Annotated in this window: 15 protein-coding genes; 3 read left to right on the top strand and 12 right to left on the bottom strand. The window is 48.0% G+C overall.

Annotated features, from left to right (window positions below):
• Positions 1-89: 89 nt before the first annotated feature.
• Positions 90-626 carry an HNH endonuclease gene (locus ACWQXP_RS02265; RefSeq protein ID WP_454061214.1) on the bottom strand — a complete coding sequence of 179 codons (537 nt, stop codon included), beginning with the start codon at positions 624-626 and terminating at the stop codon, positions 90-92.
• A 174-nt stretch (positions 627-800) separates the two neighbouring features.
• Here ACWQXP_RS02265 and ACWQXP_RS02260 point away from each other — a divergent pair, with 174 nt between their 5' ends.
• The gene (locus ACWQXP_RS02260; protein WP_454061213.1) at positions 801-1157 is read left to right on the top strand and encodes a Rieske (2Fe-2S) protein; all 357 of its coding nucleotides are present in this window, start codon (positions 801-803) and stop codon (positions 1155-1157) included.
• Here ACWQXP_RS02260 and ACWQXP_RS02255 read toward each other — a convergent pair.
• A complete protein-coding gene (locus ACWQXP_RS02255) occupies positions 1136-1576 on the bottom strand; it encodes a hypothetical protein (RefSeq protein ID WP_454061212.1) in 441 nt (146 codons plus the stop codon). The genes ACWQXP_RS02260 and ACWQXP_RS02255 overlap by 22 nt on opposite strands.
• 913 nt (positions 1577-2489) lie before the next feature.
• Positions 2490-5027, bottom strand: coding sequence for a squalene--hopene cyclase (gene shc / locus ACWQXP_RS02250; protein WP_454061211.1), 2538 nt, complete (start codon positions 5025-5027; stop codon positions 2490-2492).
• Between the two features lie 898 nt (positions 5028-5925).
• On the opposite strand from shc, the gene ACWQXP_RS02245 reads away from it, so the two are divergent.
• Complete coding sequence (locus ACWQXP_RS02245; RefSeq protein WP_454061210.1) at positions 5926-7644, top strand: SulP family inorganic anion transporter; 1719 nt, start codon at positions 5926-5928, stop codon at positions 7642-7644.
• 77 nt (positions 7645-7721) lie between these two features.
• Positions 7722-8759 (top strand): GAF domain-containing protein, encoded by a 1038-nt coding sequence (locus tag ACWQXP_RS02240; protein ID WP_454061209.1) that lies wholly within the window; start codon positions 7722-7724, stop codon positions 8757-8759.
• A gap of 79 nt (positions 8760-8838) precedes the next feature.
• Here ACWQXP_RS02240 and ACWQXP_RS02235 read toward each other — a convergent pair whose 3' ends face one another.
• The 9 genes from ACWQXP_RS02235 to cobU all read right to left on the bottom strand — a co-directional run bounded on the left by ACWQXP_RS02235 (position 8839) and on the right by cobU (position 15611).
• A complete protein-coding gene (locus ACWQXP_RS02235) occupies positions 8839-9129 on the bottom strand; it encodes a hypothetical protein (RefSeq protein ID WP_454061208.1) in 291 nt (96 codons plus the stop codon).
• A gap of 397 nt (positions 9130-9526) precedes the next feature.
• Entirely contained in the window at positions 9527-9955 is a 429-nt protein-coding gene (locus tag ACWQXP_RS02230) for a hypothetical protein (protein WP_454061207.1), read from the bottom strand.
• Positions 9956-10239: 284 nt separating this feature from the next.
• Positions 10240-10950: an adenosylcobinamide amidohydrolase gene (locus tag ACWQXP_RS02225; RefSeq protein ID WP_454061206.1), complete on the bottom strand. Its 711-nt coding sequence runs from the start codon at positions 10948-10950 to the stop codon at positions 10240-10242.
• Positions 10951-10952: 2 nt separating this feature from the next.
• Positions 10953-12080 carry a threonine-phosphate decarboxylase CobD gene (gene cobD / locus ACWQXP_RS02220; RefSeq protein ID WP_454061205.1) on the bottom strand — a complete coding sequence of 376 codons (1128 nt, stop codon included), beginning with the start codon at positions 12078-12080 and terminating at the stop codon, positions 10953-10955.
• The gene (gene cbiB, locus ACWQXP_RS02215) at positions 12080-13027 is read right to left on the bottom strand and encodes an adenosylcobinamide-phosphate synthase CbiB (protein ID WP_454061204.1); all 948 of its coding nucleotides are present in this window, start codon (positions 13025-13027) and stop codon (positions 12080-12082) included. Before cbiB ends, cobD begins: the two co-directional genes overlap by 1 nt.
• On the bottom strand, positions 13024-13245 hold the full coding sequence (locus ACWQXP_RS02210) for a cysteine-rich CWC family protein (RefSeq protein ID WP_454061203.1): 222 nt from the start codon (positions 13243-13245) through the stop codon (positions 13024-13026). The genes cbiB and ACWQXP_RS02210 overlap by 4 nt, the downstream gene beginning before the upstream one ends.
• A 16-nt stretch (positions 13246-13261) precedes the next feature.
• Entirely contained in the window at positions 13262-14029 is a 768-nt protein-coding gene (gene cobS / locus ACWQXP_RS02205) for an adenosylcobinamide-GDP ribazoletransferase (RefSeq protein ID WP_454061202.1), read from the bottom strand.
• The gene (cobT, locus tag ACWQXP_RS02200; protein ID WP_454061201.1) at positions 14026-15108 is read right to left on the bottom strand and encodes a nicotinate-nucleotide--dimethylbenzimidazole phosphoribosyltransferase; all 1083 of its coding nucleotides are present in this window, start codon (positions 15106-15108) and stop codon (positions 14026-14028) included. Before cobT ends, cobS begins: the two co-directional genes overlap by 4 nt.
• Positions 15105-15611, bottom strand: coding sequence for a bifunctional adenosylcobinamide kinase/adenosylcobinamide-phosphate guanylyltransferase (gene cobU, locus ACWQXP_RS02195; RefSeq protein WP_454061200.1), 507 nt, complete (start codon positions 15609-15611; stop codon positions 15105-15107). The genes cobT and cobU overlap by 4 nt, the downstream gene beginning before the upstream one ends.
• Positions 15612-15722: the final 111 nt, after the last annotated feature.

Below are 15722 nucleotides of genomic sequence, written 5' to 3'. Positions count from 1 at the left end.
TGAATCAACACCATGGAGACGGGCTTGGCACAGAAGAGGAAATTGAATCTCGAAAGGGAGGGTGGTAGTGGCAGAACCGTCAAGAACGATTAATTCTCGGTATCCAACTCCATATTCCAATAAAGATAGTCTCGCCAACTTTCTGGCGCATTTCGAATGCCAATCATTAATGTGAGACGAGGTGTCCACCGAGGCTTAACAGGCTTTTTTAATAGCTTCATATTCGCCTCATGCGGTAACCGTCCGCTCTTTCGATTATTACAGCGCCAACACGCTGTCACAATGTTTTCCCAAGTCTTTTTCCCGCCTTTCGCGATAGGCATAACATGATCAAACGTCAGCTCTTCCGTTCGAAAGTGCTTATAGCAATACTGGCAGGTATATTGATCTCGAGTGAAAATATTAATGCGTGAAAATTTGACAGCGTGGTAATTCCCTCGTAACTTGACCATTTTTAATAGTCGCATGACAGAGGGCAGCTTAAAGCTGATGGACACGCCTCTCACATCACGTTCGTGAAATTCAAGGACTTCCACCTTACCTTGCCATAACAAGGTAATCGCTTTTTGCCAGCCTACGACCCGAAGTGGTTCATAGGTCGCATTGAGAAGTAAGGTCATTTCCATTGGGATCAAAAATGAGAGTTCAGCACTATCACTTACTCAATACCCAACCTATCATGTCTATAGCATCGTCACATATGAGGAATCAATATGTTGTCTTTGCACGCTTGAAGCAACATTTCTTCCCTGCTAGACTACCTCTTCTCTGAAAAATCTACTAAAAAGAAATCACCGCAAGTGGAAAAACAGTTTGTGACAGTGGCAAAAATGGGCGATCTTGAGCCGGGAACCTGCCGTTCCATTGATCTCGACGATGTCACCCTTGCCCTTTTTAATATCGAGGGAAAAATTTATGCATTGGATAACGTCTGCCCACATGCGGGCGGCCCGTTAGGTGAAGGAACGGTGGAAGGGACACATGTCGCATGCCCCTGGCACGGATGGAAATTTGATATTCCAACAGGAACCTGCCTGAAAAACCCCGTTGAATCGTGGAAAGTCCCTCGCTACGAAGCGCGAGAAACAAATGGGGAAATTCAAATTTTGCTTCAACCTCCTATCCAGGAAAATTTTCAAGAAATCTCATCCGAATGAGGAAGAGGAGCTAGCTCATGGATTGGCATAATGCTGCTTGCCGCAAGCGTCACCACCTTAATCCATTTTTCCTTTAAATTCACTCTCCACGCAAAATCTCGCTCAATCCAGCCCGTCTCGCCTTTTTCACGAATCAACCGGCTGACGACATAGGTCTCTTTTTCCTTTTCCCCTGCCATGGCTACCCGCCACTCACCAACTCGAATTGGATGCCCGAGACTCTCGATGTCCTCTATCACCGTATCCAGAGCCTGTTCAATGGTTGTAGAATCGCGTGAACCATGGGTTTTGACTCTCTCCAATGCCTCAAGAGCCTTAGGGTCATCAGGCAATGGTGTCCCTGGAGGAGGTTGAGTGGAATACACCCAGAGTGCGCCCATGGCAATAAACGCCAGGAAAAAAAGTAAAGGTTTTGACATACGTCCCTTCTCTATATCAGGGGGCCACGGTGCCCGTAAAGATCAAAGGTAGAATTAATCGGATGACCTCAAGTCTCATGCCTGTTATTCACCCTACAGCAACGAAAGTCAAATACGAGCACATGCGACGTGTCGAAGGGACACGACAGTTTCTCCTATATGTACGGCTCTTCGTATCCATAACATTTCATTTCCACCCCCCGCTGTAATTCGTAAGGAACCTTCTGAATGCCAACCTCGTAACCCTGATCTCGTAAAAACTGCACTATCGGTTCGACATGAACGGAGCGTTGCCCCTGTAATGTCATGAGTGGAAATATTCTCACCTCGGAGGCAACATGGAGCATGTCCAGCAACGCGGATTCATGAAATTGAACATCAAGTTGATCAGAGTATTAAAATAAATGCGAACATAAGGCAAGCTCAAAAGACATATCAGTCACTTCTGATACGTATGGCAATACTCCAATTTGATATCGCTTCTGATTTTTCCCCTGATCGTAGTCAGCGAGAAATGTTTGAAGCACAGCCATTCGATTAATTTTCAAATCTTCAGGAGATTTGTGATACGTCCACGCCCAATCGGCCGGAGTAGAACTGACTTGTGCGATACCACAGCGTCAAATTGATGCTTAATTTCCTGCCTTGTGAATCGATAGAGCGGATCAATAGACAACACAAAATGACCTAATGCTGTCATTTCTGCATTGAAACTGGCAGGCCCATCTCCGACCCCGAGAATTCTTTGACAAGTCACACGGAGTAAGGTCAAACATGGCCAGATATTCACCTAACGAACGGCCAAACAGTACAACGTGCTCAAGTTTAATCGCCAATGATAGATATCTAACCTTTGAACGGTGGATGGAGAACGAAGACTAAGTTCCTCACTCCAGGCAAGCAGCTGCTCCCTTCAAGTCGCGACGCTGGCTCGCCACGTGCCAAGCGCTAGCAGAGGAAAGTAGTGCGAATACAGATGGTATTTCAAATAAAAAACATTAGGAAACCCCGTCCCTGTCATGAGTACTTCATCCCATCCGCCTTCTTGATTTTGCCTTGTGAGCAACCACTCGACTCCACGGAGAACCGAAGGTGACGATCGATCACCTGCGGACTGAAGCGCGAGCAGAGCCCAAGCGGTTTGGGAAGGTGTGCTGGAGGCCTCCACGAATGCATGCTTCTCATAACTGGCACAGCTTTCCCCCCAACCTCCATCAGAATTTTGGACGGAGTGGACCCAAGCGGCGGCACGCTGAATGGCAGCAGTTGCAGTCGGGGAACCACTCGCACGAAGACCCCGAACCGCAAGAAAGGTCCCATACGTGTAGTTGACACCCCAACGTCCATACCAACTCCCATCGGCCTGTTGATGCCCCAACAAGTATTGAACGGCACGCGCAATCGCTTGATGCTGATGATCAAACCCACGCCGACAAAGAGCCTCGACCACTCTTCCTGTAATGTCCGGACAGCTTGGATCCAGCATCGCATTATGATCGGCAAACGGGACCTTATTTAACAGCTCCCAATTGTTGTCAACATCAAACGCGGCCCAACCCCCATCAGAGGATTGCATGCCGAATAACCAGTTGACCGCACGCCCTTCGACACGAGCCTGGCGTTCAGGGTCTGAAGCTTTCGCATGCTCAAACGCCAATAAGACCATCGCGGTATCGTCAATATCCGGATACAGTTCATTCGCGAACTGAAACGGCCATCCGCCAGGCTGTAAGCTGGGACGCTTGACTGACCAGTCCCCCTTTCGCCGCACTTCTTTACTCAGCAACCAATCCGCTGCATGCCGCATGGCTTCCGATTCACTAACTCCAAGTTCTCCCAACGCAAACATTGAAATGGCCGTATCCCATACCGGAGATAAGCTTGGCTGAAACTGCAGTGTATCGTTCCGCTCAAGTATAAGCCCTTCAAGTTGATTGAACGTTTCGATAAAGTCTGGATGGTCACGCTCATACCCCAGTGCATCCATGGCCATCAGCGCATACATCATTCCCGGAAAGATGGCCCCGAGACCGTCCGTAAACCGCATATGGTCCAGCATCCATTTCTCGGCTTCACGAATCGCTTTAGCCCGAATGTCTTTAAATCCACGTTTCTCCCACAATTTCAACACTCTATCCACTTGATGAAACATAATAGAAAACGGATCTTTCCGCGGAAACATCAATTTCCGATTCGGTAACATCAGTTCATCAACGGTCCAGTTGCCGGGCACCTGGCGTTGCACACCGGACGCCTGGATGATGGAAAGCGGAACCACGATGGCACGACTCCAGGAGGAAATTTCATACAACACATTGCCAGGGATCAACACGAGTTCCGGTGGCACGCTCGGCGTAAACTTTCTAGGAAACAGACCAAACATACTCAGATTGTTTTTTGTGTAACTATTCGTTGATTGAAGTCCGCCAAGAGCCAGGATACGCTGTCGCGCACGCTCCATGATTGGATGGTCGGGATCGTAGCCACACACTCGCAATGCGACATAGGCTCGGGTCGTGGCATTCACTTCAGCGGGACCTTCCGAATAGATATTCCATCCTCCATCCGCAAGCTGACGGTCCAGAATGGTACGCATCGCTTTGTCAATTTTTGCTTGTATGTCGTCATGCCATTTTCCCGCCTGGGGCGGATAGAGCCAAAGCAAAAGCAGCACATAGTCGGACTCCAACGTCGTATCTGCCGTTAAATCTCCTTGCCAAAACCCCTGCACATTTTGCTTAGCCAACAATGTCTGTGCAGATAATTGTGTCGATTCGAGTGTCCGTTGTTGAAGTTCTTCTATGTAGGCATTGGCTGATGGCAATGTGACAGCTATGTCTCCTGGCTGCGAGGGTTCGATCAAAGTGGCTATCTCTCTCATGGAATCTCCTTCTTGCGTAAGATCTTGAATCTCGTGAGCCAGTGCCACACGTTGCTCACGAGTGGGCGGGGCCAACCCTAAGGCTTCGCTAAACCAAAGTCCTTCTGAAGCCAGTCGTGCAATAAGAGGACGAGTTGAAGCCGCTTCATCCGCAAGCAAAAGGCTTTGCCAACTTCGATATCGTTCACGAATAGGCACAAGTAGTTCCGGGTTGATGGCAAAGGCCGCCATAAGAATAGCCGCAATCTCATGCCCACGAAGCGATCGACTTTCGACCAGCATGTCATCCACTCCGTTTAACGGAAGATCGGTCGAAAGAAACGCATGGGACTGCTGCGTCGAGGTAGAACTTACAGAAGGCATACCAATTTGCTCACGATCGAATTCGTTGACGAGTAGCTCGATGAGTCCTTCGAGTAACTGCTCTTTGCCTTCATAATGGTACAGCAGCCCTCCTTTGCTCAGTCCTGCGTCTTGGGCAACGCGTTCTAATGTCAGCGAACCGACACCGTCCCTGACTAACACATCAATAGCTGTCTCAAGTATCGAATGACGAGTTGAAGTTGGCATAAACGCGACTATACCGTCTAGCTGGTACAGTTTTCAATGAGATAATTAAAGCAATATTTATCAATAACATACAGAAATAACATCAAATATAGTCCTTAATATTCTATCCAACATCTTCAAGACCTCGACAGAAAAGTAACGTCCATTACTCGACTGACAGACTACCGGCGTCACAATCTCAAAATTAGAACGTAGATGAATCTGTGGCAATCGTAGAGGCAACCAAGACTATAGCGAATCCAAATAAGTTCCAGCTGAGGCCTACCAACTAACCCCGCGCGATTACTCACTTCAAACATGCGGACGTTATTTGAAACGGCTATAGCTCTCCACAAAAGAAAATCTTACGCTTTCCATTCATACGCCTAGAGTCAGGCACGAAAAATGGATTCATTTATGAAGGGAGAAACTACTCGATAAAAATGAAAAAGAAGGAAGGGTTGAACCGTTGTTACACATACTCATCCATACTTTTCACAGAAATCATGCCTTGCTCGCTTAAGATTTTCCGTAGAGCAAAGATGAAATTGGCGGCATACGAACTGACTCATGACTGTTTCCATATCAGAAGTACTACTGTATATTTTGACATCACTCACGCCTTTGACAAAGAAGGACATCCCAGAAAAATGAAGCGTTTGTGGGTCCACTTCTAGTTGACCAGAACTTTCGCATGGATCTCGCCTCGTCATTAAACTCACTTATTGCTTTCTTAAGTTAAGACAGTCTGGCCTTTTTGGTCGAAACACTGTATCTTTTCGGGAAATTCCTTCCCGCCCCAAAAGAAATGTGAAGATCACATTAAACTACCCCCTCAATCCCTTCATGGCCATTGATGGCCTTTGCTCTCTATTTTTGGCCAAAATTTTAAAATCTAAAGCATAACTCTCCAAATAATATGACACAGGAATTACCGGAATCCAAGTTCAATCTTCTTCATGTGAAGGGGGATATCTTTGGTGGCCTGACGGCTGGCGTTGTCACCTTACCCTTGGCATTAGCCTTTGGGCTTCAATCCGGCCTTGGTCCAGTTTCGGGGCTCTACTGTGCCATTTTCCTTGGAGCCATCGCGATTCTCTTTGGTGGGACTCGCACACTCATTAGCACCCCCACCGGCCCCATGACCGTTGTCGCGGCCCTCACGATTTCGCAAGCCATTGCCCTTACAGGAAGCTTAGAGCAGGCGCTGGGGACCATACTGGGAATTTTCATCTTGGCGGGAATCGTACAGATCGTTTTCGGCCTTCTGCAGATTGGCAGCAATGTGAAATATATCCCATACCCTGTGCTTTCCGGCTTCATGACGGGTATTGGTATTATCTTGATTCTCTTTGAAATCTATCCGTTCATAGGGGTATCGAGTCCTCCGACGATCTATAAGGTTATCCTTGGGTTACCCCAAGCCGTGCTTGACCTGAATGTACAAGCGCTCGGTCTTGGAGGACTGACACTCGCAATTCTCTACGCAGCGCCTCTGCTCACCTCGAAAATTCCCGCCACGCTGTTGGCTTTGATCGCCGGAACTCTTATTTCTTTCAGTACCGGCTTATCCGTTCCTCATATTGGTGAAGTCTCTCAGGGGTTGCCCGCATTACAGCTTGAAAGGTTATGGCACATTGATGTGACAGAGCCTTGGTTTATTCTCAGTTCAGCATTAACTCTCGGAGCCTTAGGATGTATCGACACCCTATTAACAGCCGTGATTGTCGATAAAATCACGGAGACCAAGCACCAGAGTAACCGCGAACTCGTTGGACAAGGCATGGGCAATATTGCCTCAGCATTCTTCGGTGGCTTACCGGGCGCTGGAACAACGATGTCTTCGATCGTCAATGTGAAAGCTGGCGGTCGGACCCCCCTAGCGGGCGTGATCTCCAGTCTCTTTCTCCTCGCCGTACTCTTCGGCTTGGGAAGTTATGTGCAATACGTTCCTATCCCAGTTTTGGCAGCCATTCTGATTACGGTTGGGCTAGACATCATCGACTATAACGGTCTCAAAGAAGTCATGAAAGTCGAACGAGTAGAAGGCGCCATCCTATGTATTGTGTTGTTGATGACGGTCTTTGTCGATTTGATCACGGCCGTCGGAATTGGAATGACCCTGTCCGTCTTTGTGTTTATGAAAAAAATGGGGGCTATAGGAGAAGAAAAAATTGCACTCTTTCCACTTCGTTCTCTGAAAATTAGAAAACCGTGTGACGTGCGAGATGAGTTTCTGTTACCTCCGGATTATTTGGATCACGTATATATCAAAACATTTTCAGGCCCTATCTTCTTTGGATTTTCTCAATTTCTCATCGACAATCTCAAACAATTACCGTCTGTGACCATTATTGTCTTTGAGATGAATCGCGTTCCCTATCTGGACCAATCGGCTGCGCATGCGTTGGAACTTGTCTTTGAATATTTACAAAAACGTGGAATTAAAGTCTTACTTGCTAACCTACATAGCGAGCCGCTCACGATGCTGCGCGCAGTCGACCTGGTGCCACGACTCATTCCAGAAGAACACATCTTTGACGATATTTTTGATTGCGTGCGATGGTTGGAAGAAGAGTTTGTCTTTAAAAAAACCACCACAGCGCCTCAACGTAAATCATCCCTCACAGTTGATTAATATAAAATGGCTCTGTACAAACACTCGAATTATGGTAAAGTTTTCCATCTCATGAGAAAAAATTTCGAGGCACGTTAATGTCCGATTCCTCGACACGCATTCCCCAATTTTCCAAAACCTCCATTGGTTATGTCATTGGTATGGTCGTCTGCGCCATATTTATCTTCACAATTGATAGCATGCTCCCCCAAGGCGTTTCTGTTGGCGAAGCCTATGCCCTTTTGGTGTTACTTGGCCTCATGAGCAAAGATAAACGACTCATCATTGGTGGGGCGATAGTGGGGACCATTCTGACATTAGAAGGATTCTATATATCCAGCCCTGGCGTGGAATTATGGATAACGGAATCCAATCGGGCGTTGGCCATATTGATCATCTGGCTGATCGTGGTGTTTGCCTTAACCCAACTACGCTTCCTCGAAGAACAGAAGGAATCTGAAAAAATAAAAACAGCGTATAACCTTTTAAAACAAGAAACACAATTTCTGCAATTGAATCAGGCCATTGCGGTGTTATCCAATACCAATGATTCGGTGGAAGATGTATTACGGCAATCCATGCAAACAATTTGTGATTATACGGATTGGCCCGTGGCGCATTTATATATCCGAGATGGTGATAGTGACCTGCTGAGTCCCAGTAAAATTTGGATTTTCAATAATACAAATCAATTCGAGGTGTTTCGACAAATAACAGAGACCACGAAATTTGTGCCGGGCGTTGGGTTACCAGGACGGGTGCTGGCGAACACAAAAGCTGCATGGATTCAAGATGTGACGAAAGATCCCAATTTCCCTCGCGCTCGTCTTGCTGAGAAAATCGGACTGAAAGCTGGCTTCGCGTTTCCTATTTTAATAGGGCCAAAGGTGGTAGCGGTCATGGAGTTCTTCTCTGAACATGCAATGGAGCTGGACAACAAGCTGATCAACGTTATGGAAAACATTGGATACCTCTTAGGACGCGTATTTGAGCGAGACCATGCCGGGTTAAAAAAAGGTGAATACGAAGATCACCTGAGACGGCTGTATGTTCGAATGAAAGCCGTGCGGGAACACGAAACCAGCGCAGGAAATGAGCGGCGGACTGCCGAAGGGATTCATGAAGAATTGCGATGAAAAAGCATACATAGGGAAAACACATTTGTAGACTCTCCATTCGAACTCCAGTTATCCTGCCAAGAGAACCTGCCATGCGTTATGCCGTATCTCGCTTCAAACGTACGGTCACCAAAAAAACCATCAACAGCTGGATAGGTAATTCGACTAACCCTAAAGACGCTACGGGAGTCATGAAGCTAGGCGTTCTTCTCATGTTGTTGGGCATATGAATTGAGAGCCGCTGCTTGACTTCACCTAATCCTCCATCATCAGTTGGGTTATATTTTATATGTGCTGATCCACCAGATATTCCCGGCAACATCATGAAATCCAGCCTGGCGCTCTTGATATGGCTTTTCTGTCGGCTCAGACAACGACGTGGCCCCAAGCGCTAGAGCCCGTAAATACACATCATCAACATTAGCGACATAGACATACGTCGCGCACCGCCACGGTGAAATATCATGTGATAAATCGCCTGCTTCAACAACAACGATGGAGTCATCAATTTGAAGCTCTTTCCTGTTGCCTCGGAAAAAAGTGATTGTGTGTGCGGATATTGACCCCGAAAAATCAGTGCAGGAAACAAACGAAGATAACAATCGTACGTGTCAGGCAATTTAACTTGTGCGGTCAACTCAAGAGCTAGATGAGGTTCATCGCGTAGAACCTCATCTAGCACACCTTGCCAAAACATCACCGTACGGCACTGTAATCAATGTCGACATCACCATAAACAGGGGGAATTTCAAATATTATTAACACTAGAAGCAGATTGTAGAAGATTATTTTTCCACCGGAGTTAACTCGGCTACCTGCCGAAGACTTGCTTTCGTCGTACCCTGAGCTTTCAACATGCGCTGGCCGTTATCTTCATAGAGTATGAACGTTGCACTTCCCGTATCTGGGTTAGGTTCTGTTACAAGCTTTCCATTTTCTAGGTTAAGAGTACCACCTCCCAGCCATGCACCAATCATCCGATAACTTGCAAATTCGTACTGACCCTCTTCTGTAATTCGTACCTTCACCCAATCTTCCTGGCGGACAGTTTTCGGCTCGGTCCAGGTTGTGCCTTCCCATTTTCCAGCAACATCTTCGACATTCATAATTGGAACTTCTTTCCATGACGGACTTTCAGGAAGGTGAACGCCAGTGCAGGCTGTTAATATTGTTAAGACAAATAGCACGAATATGAATCGAAGAGTTTTACCCATTACAATCTCCTTTTTCCCCTATGTTCATAATCACGATAGGACTCATCATACGCTCGCGTAGTAGTTTGCTCTCATGCAGAAACGCTCAACATAACCACAATACTGAATACGAATACTAACGAGCATCAATAAGGTTTTCAAACCGTCGAGGCATTGCGAAGAAGTCTTGAAAGAAGGTGCAATCTTTCACTGTCACTCAATCCATCAATTCATAGGCTGAACAGCGTCAAACAGAGTTACTGTACAGAGGTAGAGAACTCACTTTGTTTGCCCTGAACAGCGTATTATTTCATGGAGGAATTTCTCCAAGCTCTATACTTTTGCAGTCCTTTTTTGATGCCTTGACTCACAACTCGGCCGATCAGTTCTCCCATTTTAGTGTGCGTGCCGCTAAACCGACAAAACGGGCCTTGGCCTGAGGCGACGGCCACAACATCCGTCCCGGTTCCAGTGGCCACATGTGTTCCTGACATATTTTTGATGTCTTCACTGAAGAGCATTGCGGTTTTACTTTCAGTCGCCACGCCAACAGCACAGACCATTGCTGCTGAGCTGAGTCGTGCATTCGTAATCAGGATGATATTGATCGTTCCAATTTTGATTTCTGTCTTTGTAGGGAGTTGAGTCACAATGGCATCTCCGGCGCGAACCGCGTTCGACACCCCGACGGTAAAAAATCCTTCTATCCATAGTCCCTCTGCTTCAACACGCTGAAGAACAAGGCACCGCATATCGACCGCCGTCATCAACCCAACACATCGACCATGTACCTTTAGGCGTTTCGCCAACTCTCCCAAATACCGACTGGGATCTTTCTCACGAGAAAAATCATACGCCGGAGACTTTTGATTGATGACTTGATGATTGAGGATTCCATTCGCGTGCACAATTCCCCCACCATAAACCGCAGATGATATAATCCGACGAGTGGAAGTAAATGGTATGACAAGCGTACGGTCGACAACCCGGTATGAGGTGTTCCATGACGTTGGCATGGTCAACTCCATTTGAGCAACCCACGCTTTAAGGCCTTCAGCAATCGGTCATTCTCTTTAGGACGGCGAACGGCCAGTCGTATGGTTGGCACATTGATTCCTGCAAAGTTCTCACAGTCACGAATGAGAAGACCTTGCTCGCAAAGTTCGTGGACCAATAATGAAACCTGACAATGTACTGGCAATTGCACCAAGAGAAAATTGGCCGAAGAGGGGTAGACCCGTTGGACATGTGGAATGTGTTGTAAACAAGCACGGAATCGCTTCCGTTCCAGATTCATAAACATGACGGATTGACGCTGATACTCTTTGTCTTGAAACGCCGTCTCAGCTGCAGCAGACGCTAGAATATTCACCGACCATGGAGGGAGCAGCGATCGAATCGCACTGATTTCACTTGCCGGTCCTCCCAGATACCCAATACGAAGTCCAGGGATTGCAAAGAATTTCGTAAAACTTCGAAGCACGAAGAGTCCTTCAATCTTACCCACGTTCTTCAGAACGGAACGTGATGCGCAATAATCAATAAATGCCTCATCCACAATGATCCGCGCACCTGCCTTTTGAACCGACGTCATTAACCGATCAAATTGTTTCCGAGAAATGACTTGCCCCGTCGGACTGTTTGGATGACAGAGAAAGACCGTATCGACTGGCACAGTATTGTCACTGTTCTTGTTTCTTTTTGTTCCTGCCTGCCGATCAAGCGTCGTACACACTGCTTCGGTGGGTGGCGCATAGCCAGCATCCGGCGTCGCATGCACATAGGTGCAATGCGCTTCAGCCAAAATCAACGCGCGCTCGAATTCCATAAACGTCGGACCGATAACCAGACCATGACGGGTCCCAAGCGCACGAGGGATGACGGAGATCAGTTCAGCTGACCCATTGCCAATCACGAGACACGCTTCAGGAATCTTATGGATTTTCGAGAGCTGTTGTTGCAAAGGCTGTGCATCAATCTCAGGATAATGAATGGCAAGAGGGATAGACTGCTGAATGGCGCGGCGAACGGCAGGCGACAATCCCAGAGGGTTAATACTGGCACTAAAATCAAGCACTCTCTTGACCGATCGGCCTTGAGACCGAGCAATCTTATGGACATTGCCTCCATGGCTGGGCAAGGACATCAGAACCACAAAATCCCAATGATGACGATGATCGCAAGCAAATACGCGACAGTCATCAGTTGAATGGCACGTGAAATATGAACAAGCGTGAACGATTGCATAGGGTCGCCAATTAATTGACGTGTCACCTCAATGCTGTTGTACGTACTGCTGCCCCCAAGTTGGACCTGGAGTGCACCGGCCATAGCTGCCTCGGGACGTCCACTGTTCGGACTCGCATGCTTACGGCCATCTCGAAGCAAGATTTTCCAGGCGTGCATGCCGGTACTGTGTAATAACCCTGCCGCCAGGACAAGACAGACACCACTCAAACGAGCTGGAACCCAGTTCAGCACATCATCACATTTTGCTGCAGCCCATCCAAAATATTGGTATCTCTCTGTTCGATGACCAATCATTGAATCCAAGGTATTGACGGCTTTGTACGCAAGAGCCAATGATGGGCCGCCGATTGCCAGATAACATAATGGAGCTATCACGCCATCAGAGGTACTTTCCGCAACGGTTTCAATCGTAGCTCGAATTACTTCGGGCTCTGACAAATTGGCCGAATCACGCCCGACGATAGACGACACAGCAAGACGTGCCTTTTCCAACGACCCATTCTGTAACGCCCAGTAGACTCGATTGGCATGGTCGGCCAAATCCCTTGCAGCTATCGTGGTATATCCCAGCAGTATCCACACCATATGCCCAACCCATTCATTGAACTGTAAGGTGACGTGCAGAATCCATTCGGCGCTGACATAGCATAACAAGGGAAGACCCAGCGCCAAGATTGCTCCTGCGACATAGAGACTCGCTTTTCCGTGGATCCATCGCAGCAGACCCTTCTCGTACCAATGCGCAAGCATCCCCATGAGTCGCACAGGGTGAAGAAACCAACGTGGGTCTCCAATCGCCGCATCAAGCCCACAGGCTGCCATCACTTTCAATGCAACAATCATTGGTCAATGAGAGGAGAACTCAGCTTTAACACATTCGCCGGAATAGGATGACCAGAAAGGTCGAAAAGGCAGGCCGGGCAAAGACATTCATGATACCGTTCAACGATCTCCCCATATTGTTGATCCGTGACCGGCATATCACCGCACCAACAACCAAAGAGACCACAGATAAATGTTTGCTGACATCGTTCACACGTCTTGGGTATCCGGCGTTTCATATTCGCTTGACTCTGCTTAGACAAGCCCCATCAACAATGGAGCTGAAAGAAGGAATACAATTTCAGTGACTTCATTAATCGTTCCGAGAATATCACCCGTCACGCCGCCAAATACACGAGAGGCGCCCCAAACCATTAATCGAGTCACGATCACAATGCCAAGCAACAAAAGGATCGCTTGCAAAGGATGAATGGCCCAGACCAGTCCAATCCCCAATATAGCTGTAGCCATCAAGACATCCCGAAATGAAAGATGCTGGATGAATGCTGCGGCCACACCACCCTCCGGACGAGGATAGGAAACCTTATATGATCCAATCACCATTGACCAACGGCCAAACGCCGGCATGCAGAGCAATAGCGATTCACGGCCTCCAGGAGGAAGACTCATAAGACCGGTATACCTCAGTCCTATCGCAAGGATAAGACCTGTGGCTCCAATGGCTCCAATTTGGCTATCTCGCATGATCGACAATCGATGAGAAGGATCTTTCCCTCCCGCGACGCCATCAATCGTATCGGCTAGTCCGTCCTGATGCAACGCCCCGGTCATCATCACCACAATCGTCACTAACAGCATATTAACGACCGGTTCGGCCAAGACCATCATAAACAATCGATCGCAGAGCACCAAAATCGTCCCGAGCAAAAACCCAACAAACGGATACCATCCAAAGGAAGCTGCTAACGTCTGTGATGGAACATTCGATTGAGTACTGAAGGGTAAGGGAATGATGGTTAAAAAATTCCAGGCCAATGAAAACGACGACCACATCGTCTTCATGTCGCTTCAGGGTCGTCAGGGTCGGATGTCACTGACTGATCGACGCCAGCACCATCAAACGTCGCCATTTGCGTCATAAGCAGAAGGCTGGACTGCAACAATCCAATCGCTAAACAGGCACCAGTGCCTTCGCCAAGACGAAGTTGCAGATCAAGTAACGGATGCAATCCTAAGTGTTCTAATACGACTTGGTGACCGTCCTCTGCTGATTGATGCGATGCGATAAGATACTCTCGGCATGTGGGGGCAAGCGTCACAGCGAGCAGAGCGGCCGCTCCCGCGATAAACCCATCCAAAACGACAGGGATTCGACACGCTGCTCCCCCAAGAATGACGCCCACTAACCCGCCGATTTCAAATCCACCGACTTTGCAGAGCACGTCAAACGCATCACCGGCTTGAGGATCATTGACCCGAAGAGCCTGTTCGATGACTCGTCTCTTTCGACTCAATCCTTCATCGTCCACTCCAGTTCCTCTACCCGTGATGCGAAAAATTGGCTGACCCGTCATGACGGCGGTAATCGCCGCGCTTGCCGTTGTATTGCCAATACCCATTTCCCCGGTAGCCAACACCCGCACGCCGTCATCGAAGGCTCGCTCAACTAATTCAATGCCTATTTCGACTGACCGGATCGCCTCGTCACGAGACATGGCCGGCCCCAAGACCATATTTTTGGTGCCATGTCCAATTTTCCTGTCAATCAGCCCAACAAGATGATTGAGATGACTGGCCACGCCCATATCCACAACCTGCACGTCCGCTCCAACTTGACGCGCCAACACATTAATCGCTGCACCACCATTAAGGAAATTGGTCACCATCTGCGCCGTAACAGAACTCGGGTACGCGCTGACGCCTTCGACCACGACGCCATGATCTGCTGCAAGAGTGAGCACTCTCGCCTTGGGGCACAACGGACTCTCTTCTCCCGAAATCGCGACATACTGTGCGGCGAGTTCTTCAAGACGCCCAAGACTTCCGCGCGGTTTCGTCAGTCGATCGAGCTTGGCTTGCGCTTGAACGATGAGTCTTGGATCTAAAGGAAGAATCGTCTTCATTGTTTTCTCAACCATCATTTCAGCCGAAGTGGAAGCCCGCTCACCACCAAATAGACTTCATCAGCGGCAGCAGCAACCTGTTGATTCATTCGGCCAGCAAGATCTCGAAATTGTCGGGTCACAGGATCACTCGGAACAATGCCGAATCCAATTTCATTACTAATCACAATGACTCGGCCAGGGACATGACGAACAGACTTGAGTAAATCCTTCAGTAAAGAAGGAAATTTCTTGCGAATGGTCTTATCTCCGAGAATATTGCTAAGCCACAGAGTAAGACAATCAACCACCACGCTCTGATAGGGTTTCCCCTTCGTGTTAAACCACTGGCTGAGTTTCACGGGGATTTCTACCGTATCCCAGGCTCCTCGACGGCCTCGTTGATGCTTCCGAATCCGCAGAGCCATTTCTTGGTCTAAGGGTTCTGCCGTTGCAAGAAACGCCCGTGGCTTCATCGTTCGACTGAGCTTCAGCGCAAAATCGCTTTTCCCTGACCGCGCTCCACCGAGAATTAAAATCAACTCGCTCTTGTGTTTTGATGGCGCAGACCGCTTCTTTATAAGAGAAGATGTTTTTGTTCTAGTTGTCGATACACGTGCCATTGTCAGTATAGTAAAGCAGAAAAAACTTTC

Source organism: Candidatus Nitrospira salsa (assembly GCF_965152625.1).
This window is presented reverse-complemented; position numbering and strand designations above follow the sequence as displayed.

Excerpts from the sequence above, each read along its gene's own strand:
- ACWQXP_RS02265 (WP_454061214.1), bottom strand. The coding sequence starts at position 626 with ATGGAAATGACCTTACTTCTCAATGCGACCTATGAACCACTTCGGGTC.
- ACWQXP_RS02255 (WP_454061212.1), bottom strand. The coding sequence starts at position 1,576 with ATGTCAAAACCTTTACTTTTTTTCCTGGCGTTTATTGCCATGGGCGCA.
- shc (WP_454061211.1), bottom strand. The coding sequence starts at position 5,027 with ATGCCAACTTCAACTCGTCATTCGATACTTGAGACAGCTATTGATGTG.
- ACWQXP_RS02245 (WP_454061210.1), top strand. The coding sequence starts at position 5,926 with ATGACACAGGAATTACCGGAATCCAAGTTCAATCTTCTTCATGTGAAG.
- ACWQXP_RS02240 (WP_454061209.1), top strand. The coding sequence starts at position 7,722 with ATGTCCGATTCCTCGACACGCATTCCCCAATTTTCCAAAACCTCCATT.
- ACWQXP_RS02230 (WP_454061207.1), bottom strand. The coding sequence starts at position 9,955 with ATGGGTAAAACTCTTCGATTCATATTCGTGCTATTTGTCTTAACAATA.
- ACWQXP_RS02225 (WP_454061206.1), bottom strand. The coding sequence starts at position 10,950 with ATGCCAACGTCATGGAACACCTCATACCGGGTTGTCGACCGTACGCTT.
- cobD (WP_454061205.1), bottom strand. The coding sequence starts at position 12,080 with ATGTCCTTGCCCAGCCATGGAGGCAATGTCCATAAGATTGCTCGGTCT.
- cbiB (WP_454061204.1), bottom strand. The coding sequence starts at position 13,027 with ATGATTGTTGCATTGAAAGTGATGGCAGCCTGTGGGCTTGATGCGGCG.
- ACWQXP_RS02210 (WP_454061203.1), bottom strand. The coding sequence starts at position 13,245 with ATGAAACGCCGGATACCCAAGACGTGTGAACGATGTCAGCAAACATTT.
- cobS (WP_454061202.1), bottom strand. The coding sequence starts at position 14,029 with ATGAAGACGATGTGGTCGTCGTTTTCATTGGCCTGGAATTTTTTAACC.
- cobT (WP_454061201.1), bottom strand. The coding sequence starts at position 15,108 with ATGATGGTTGAGAAAACAATGAAGACGATTCTTCCTTTAGATCCAAGA.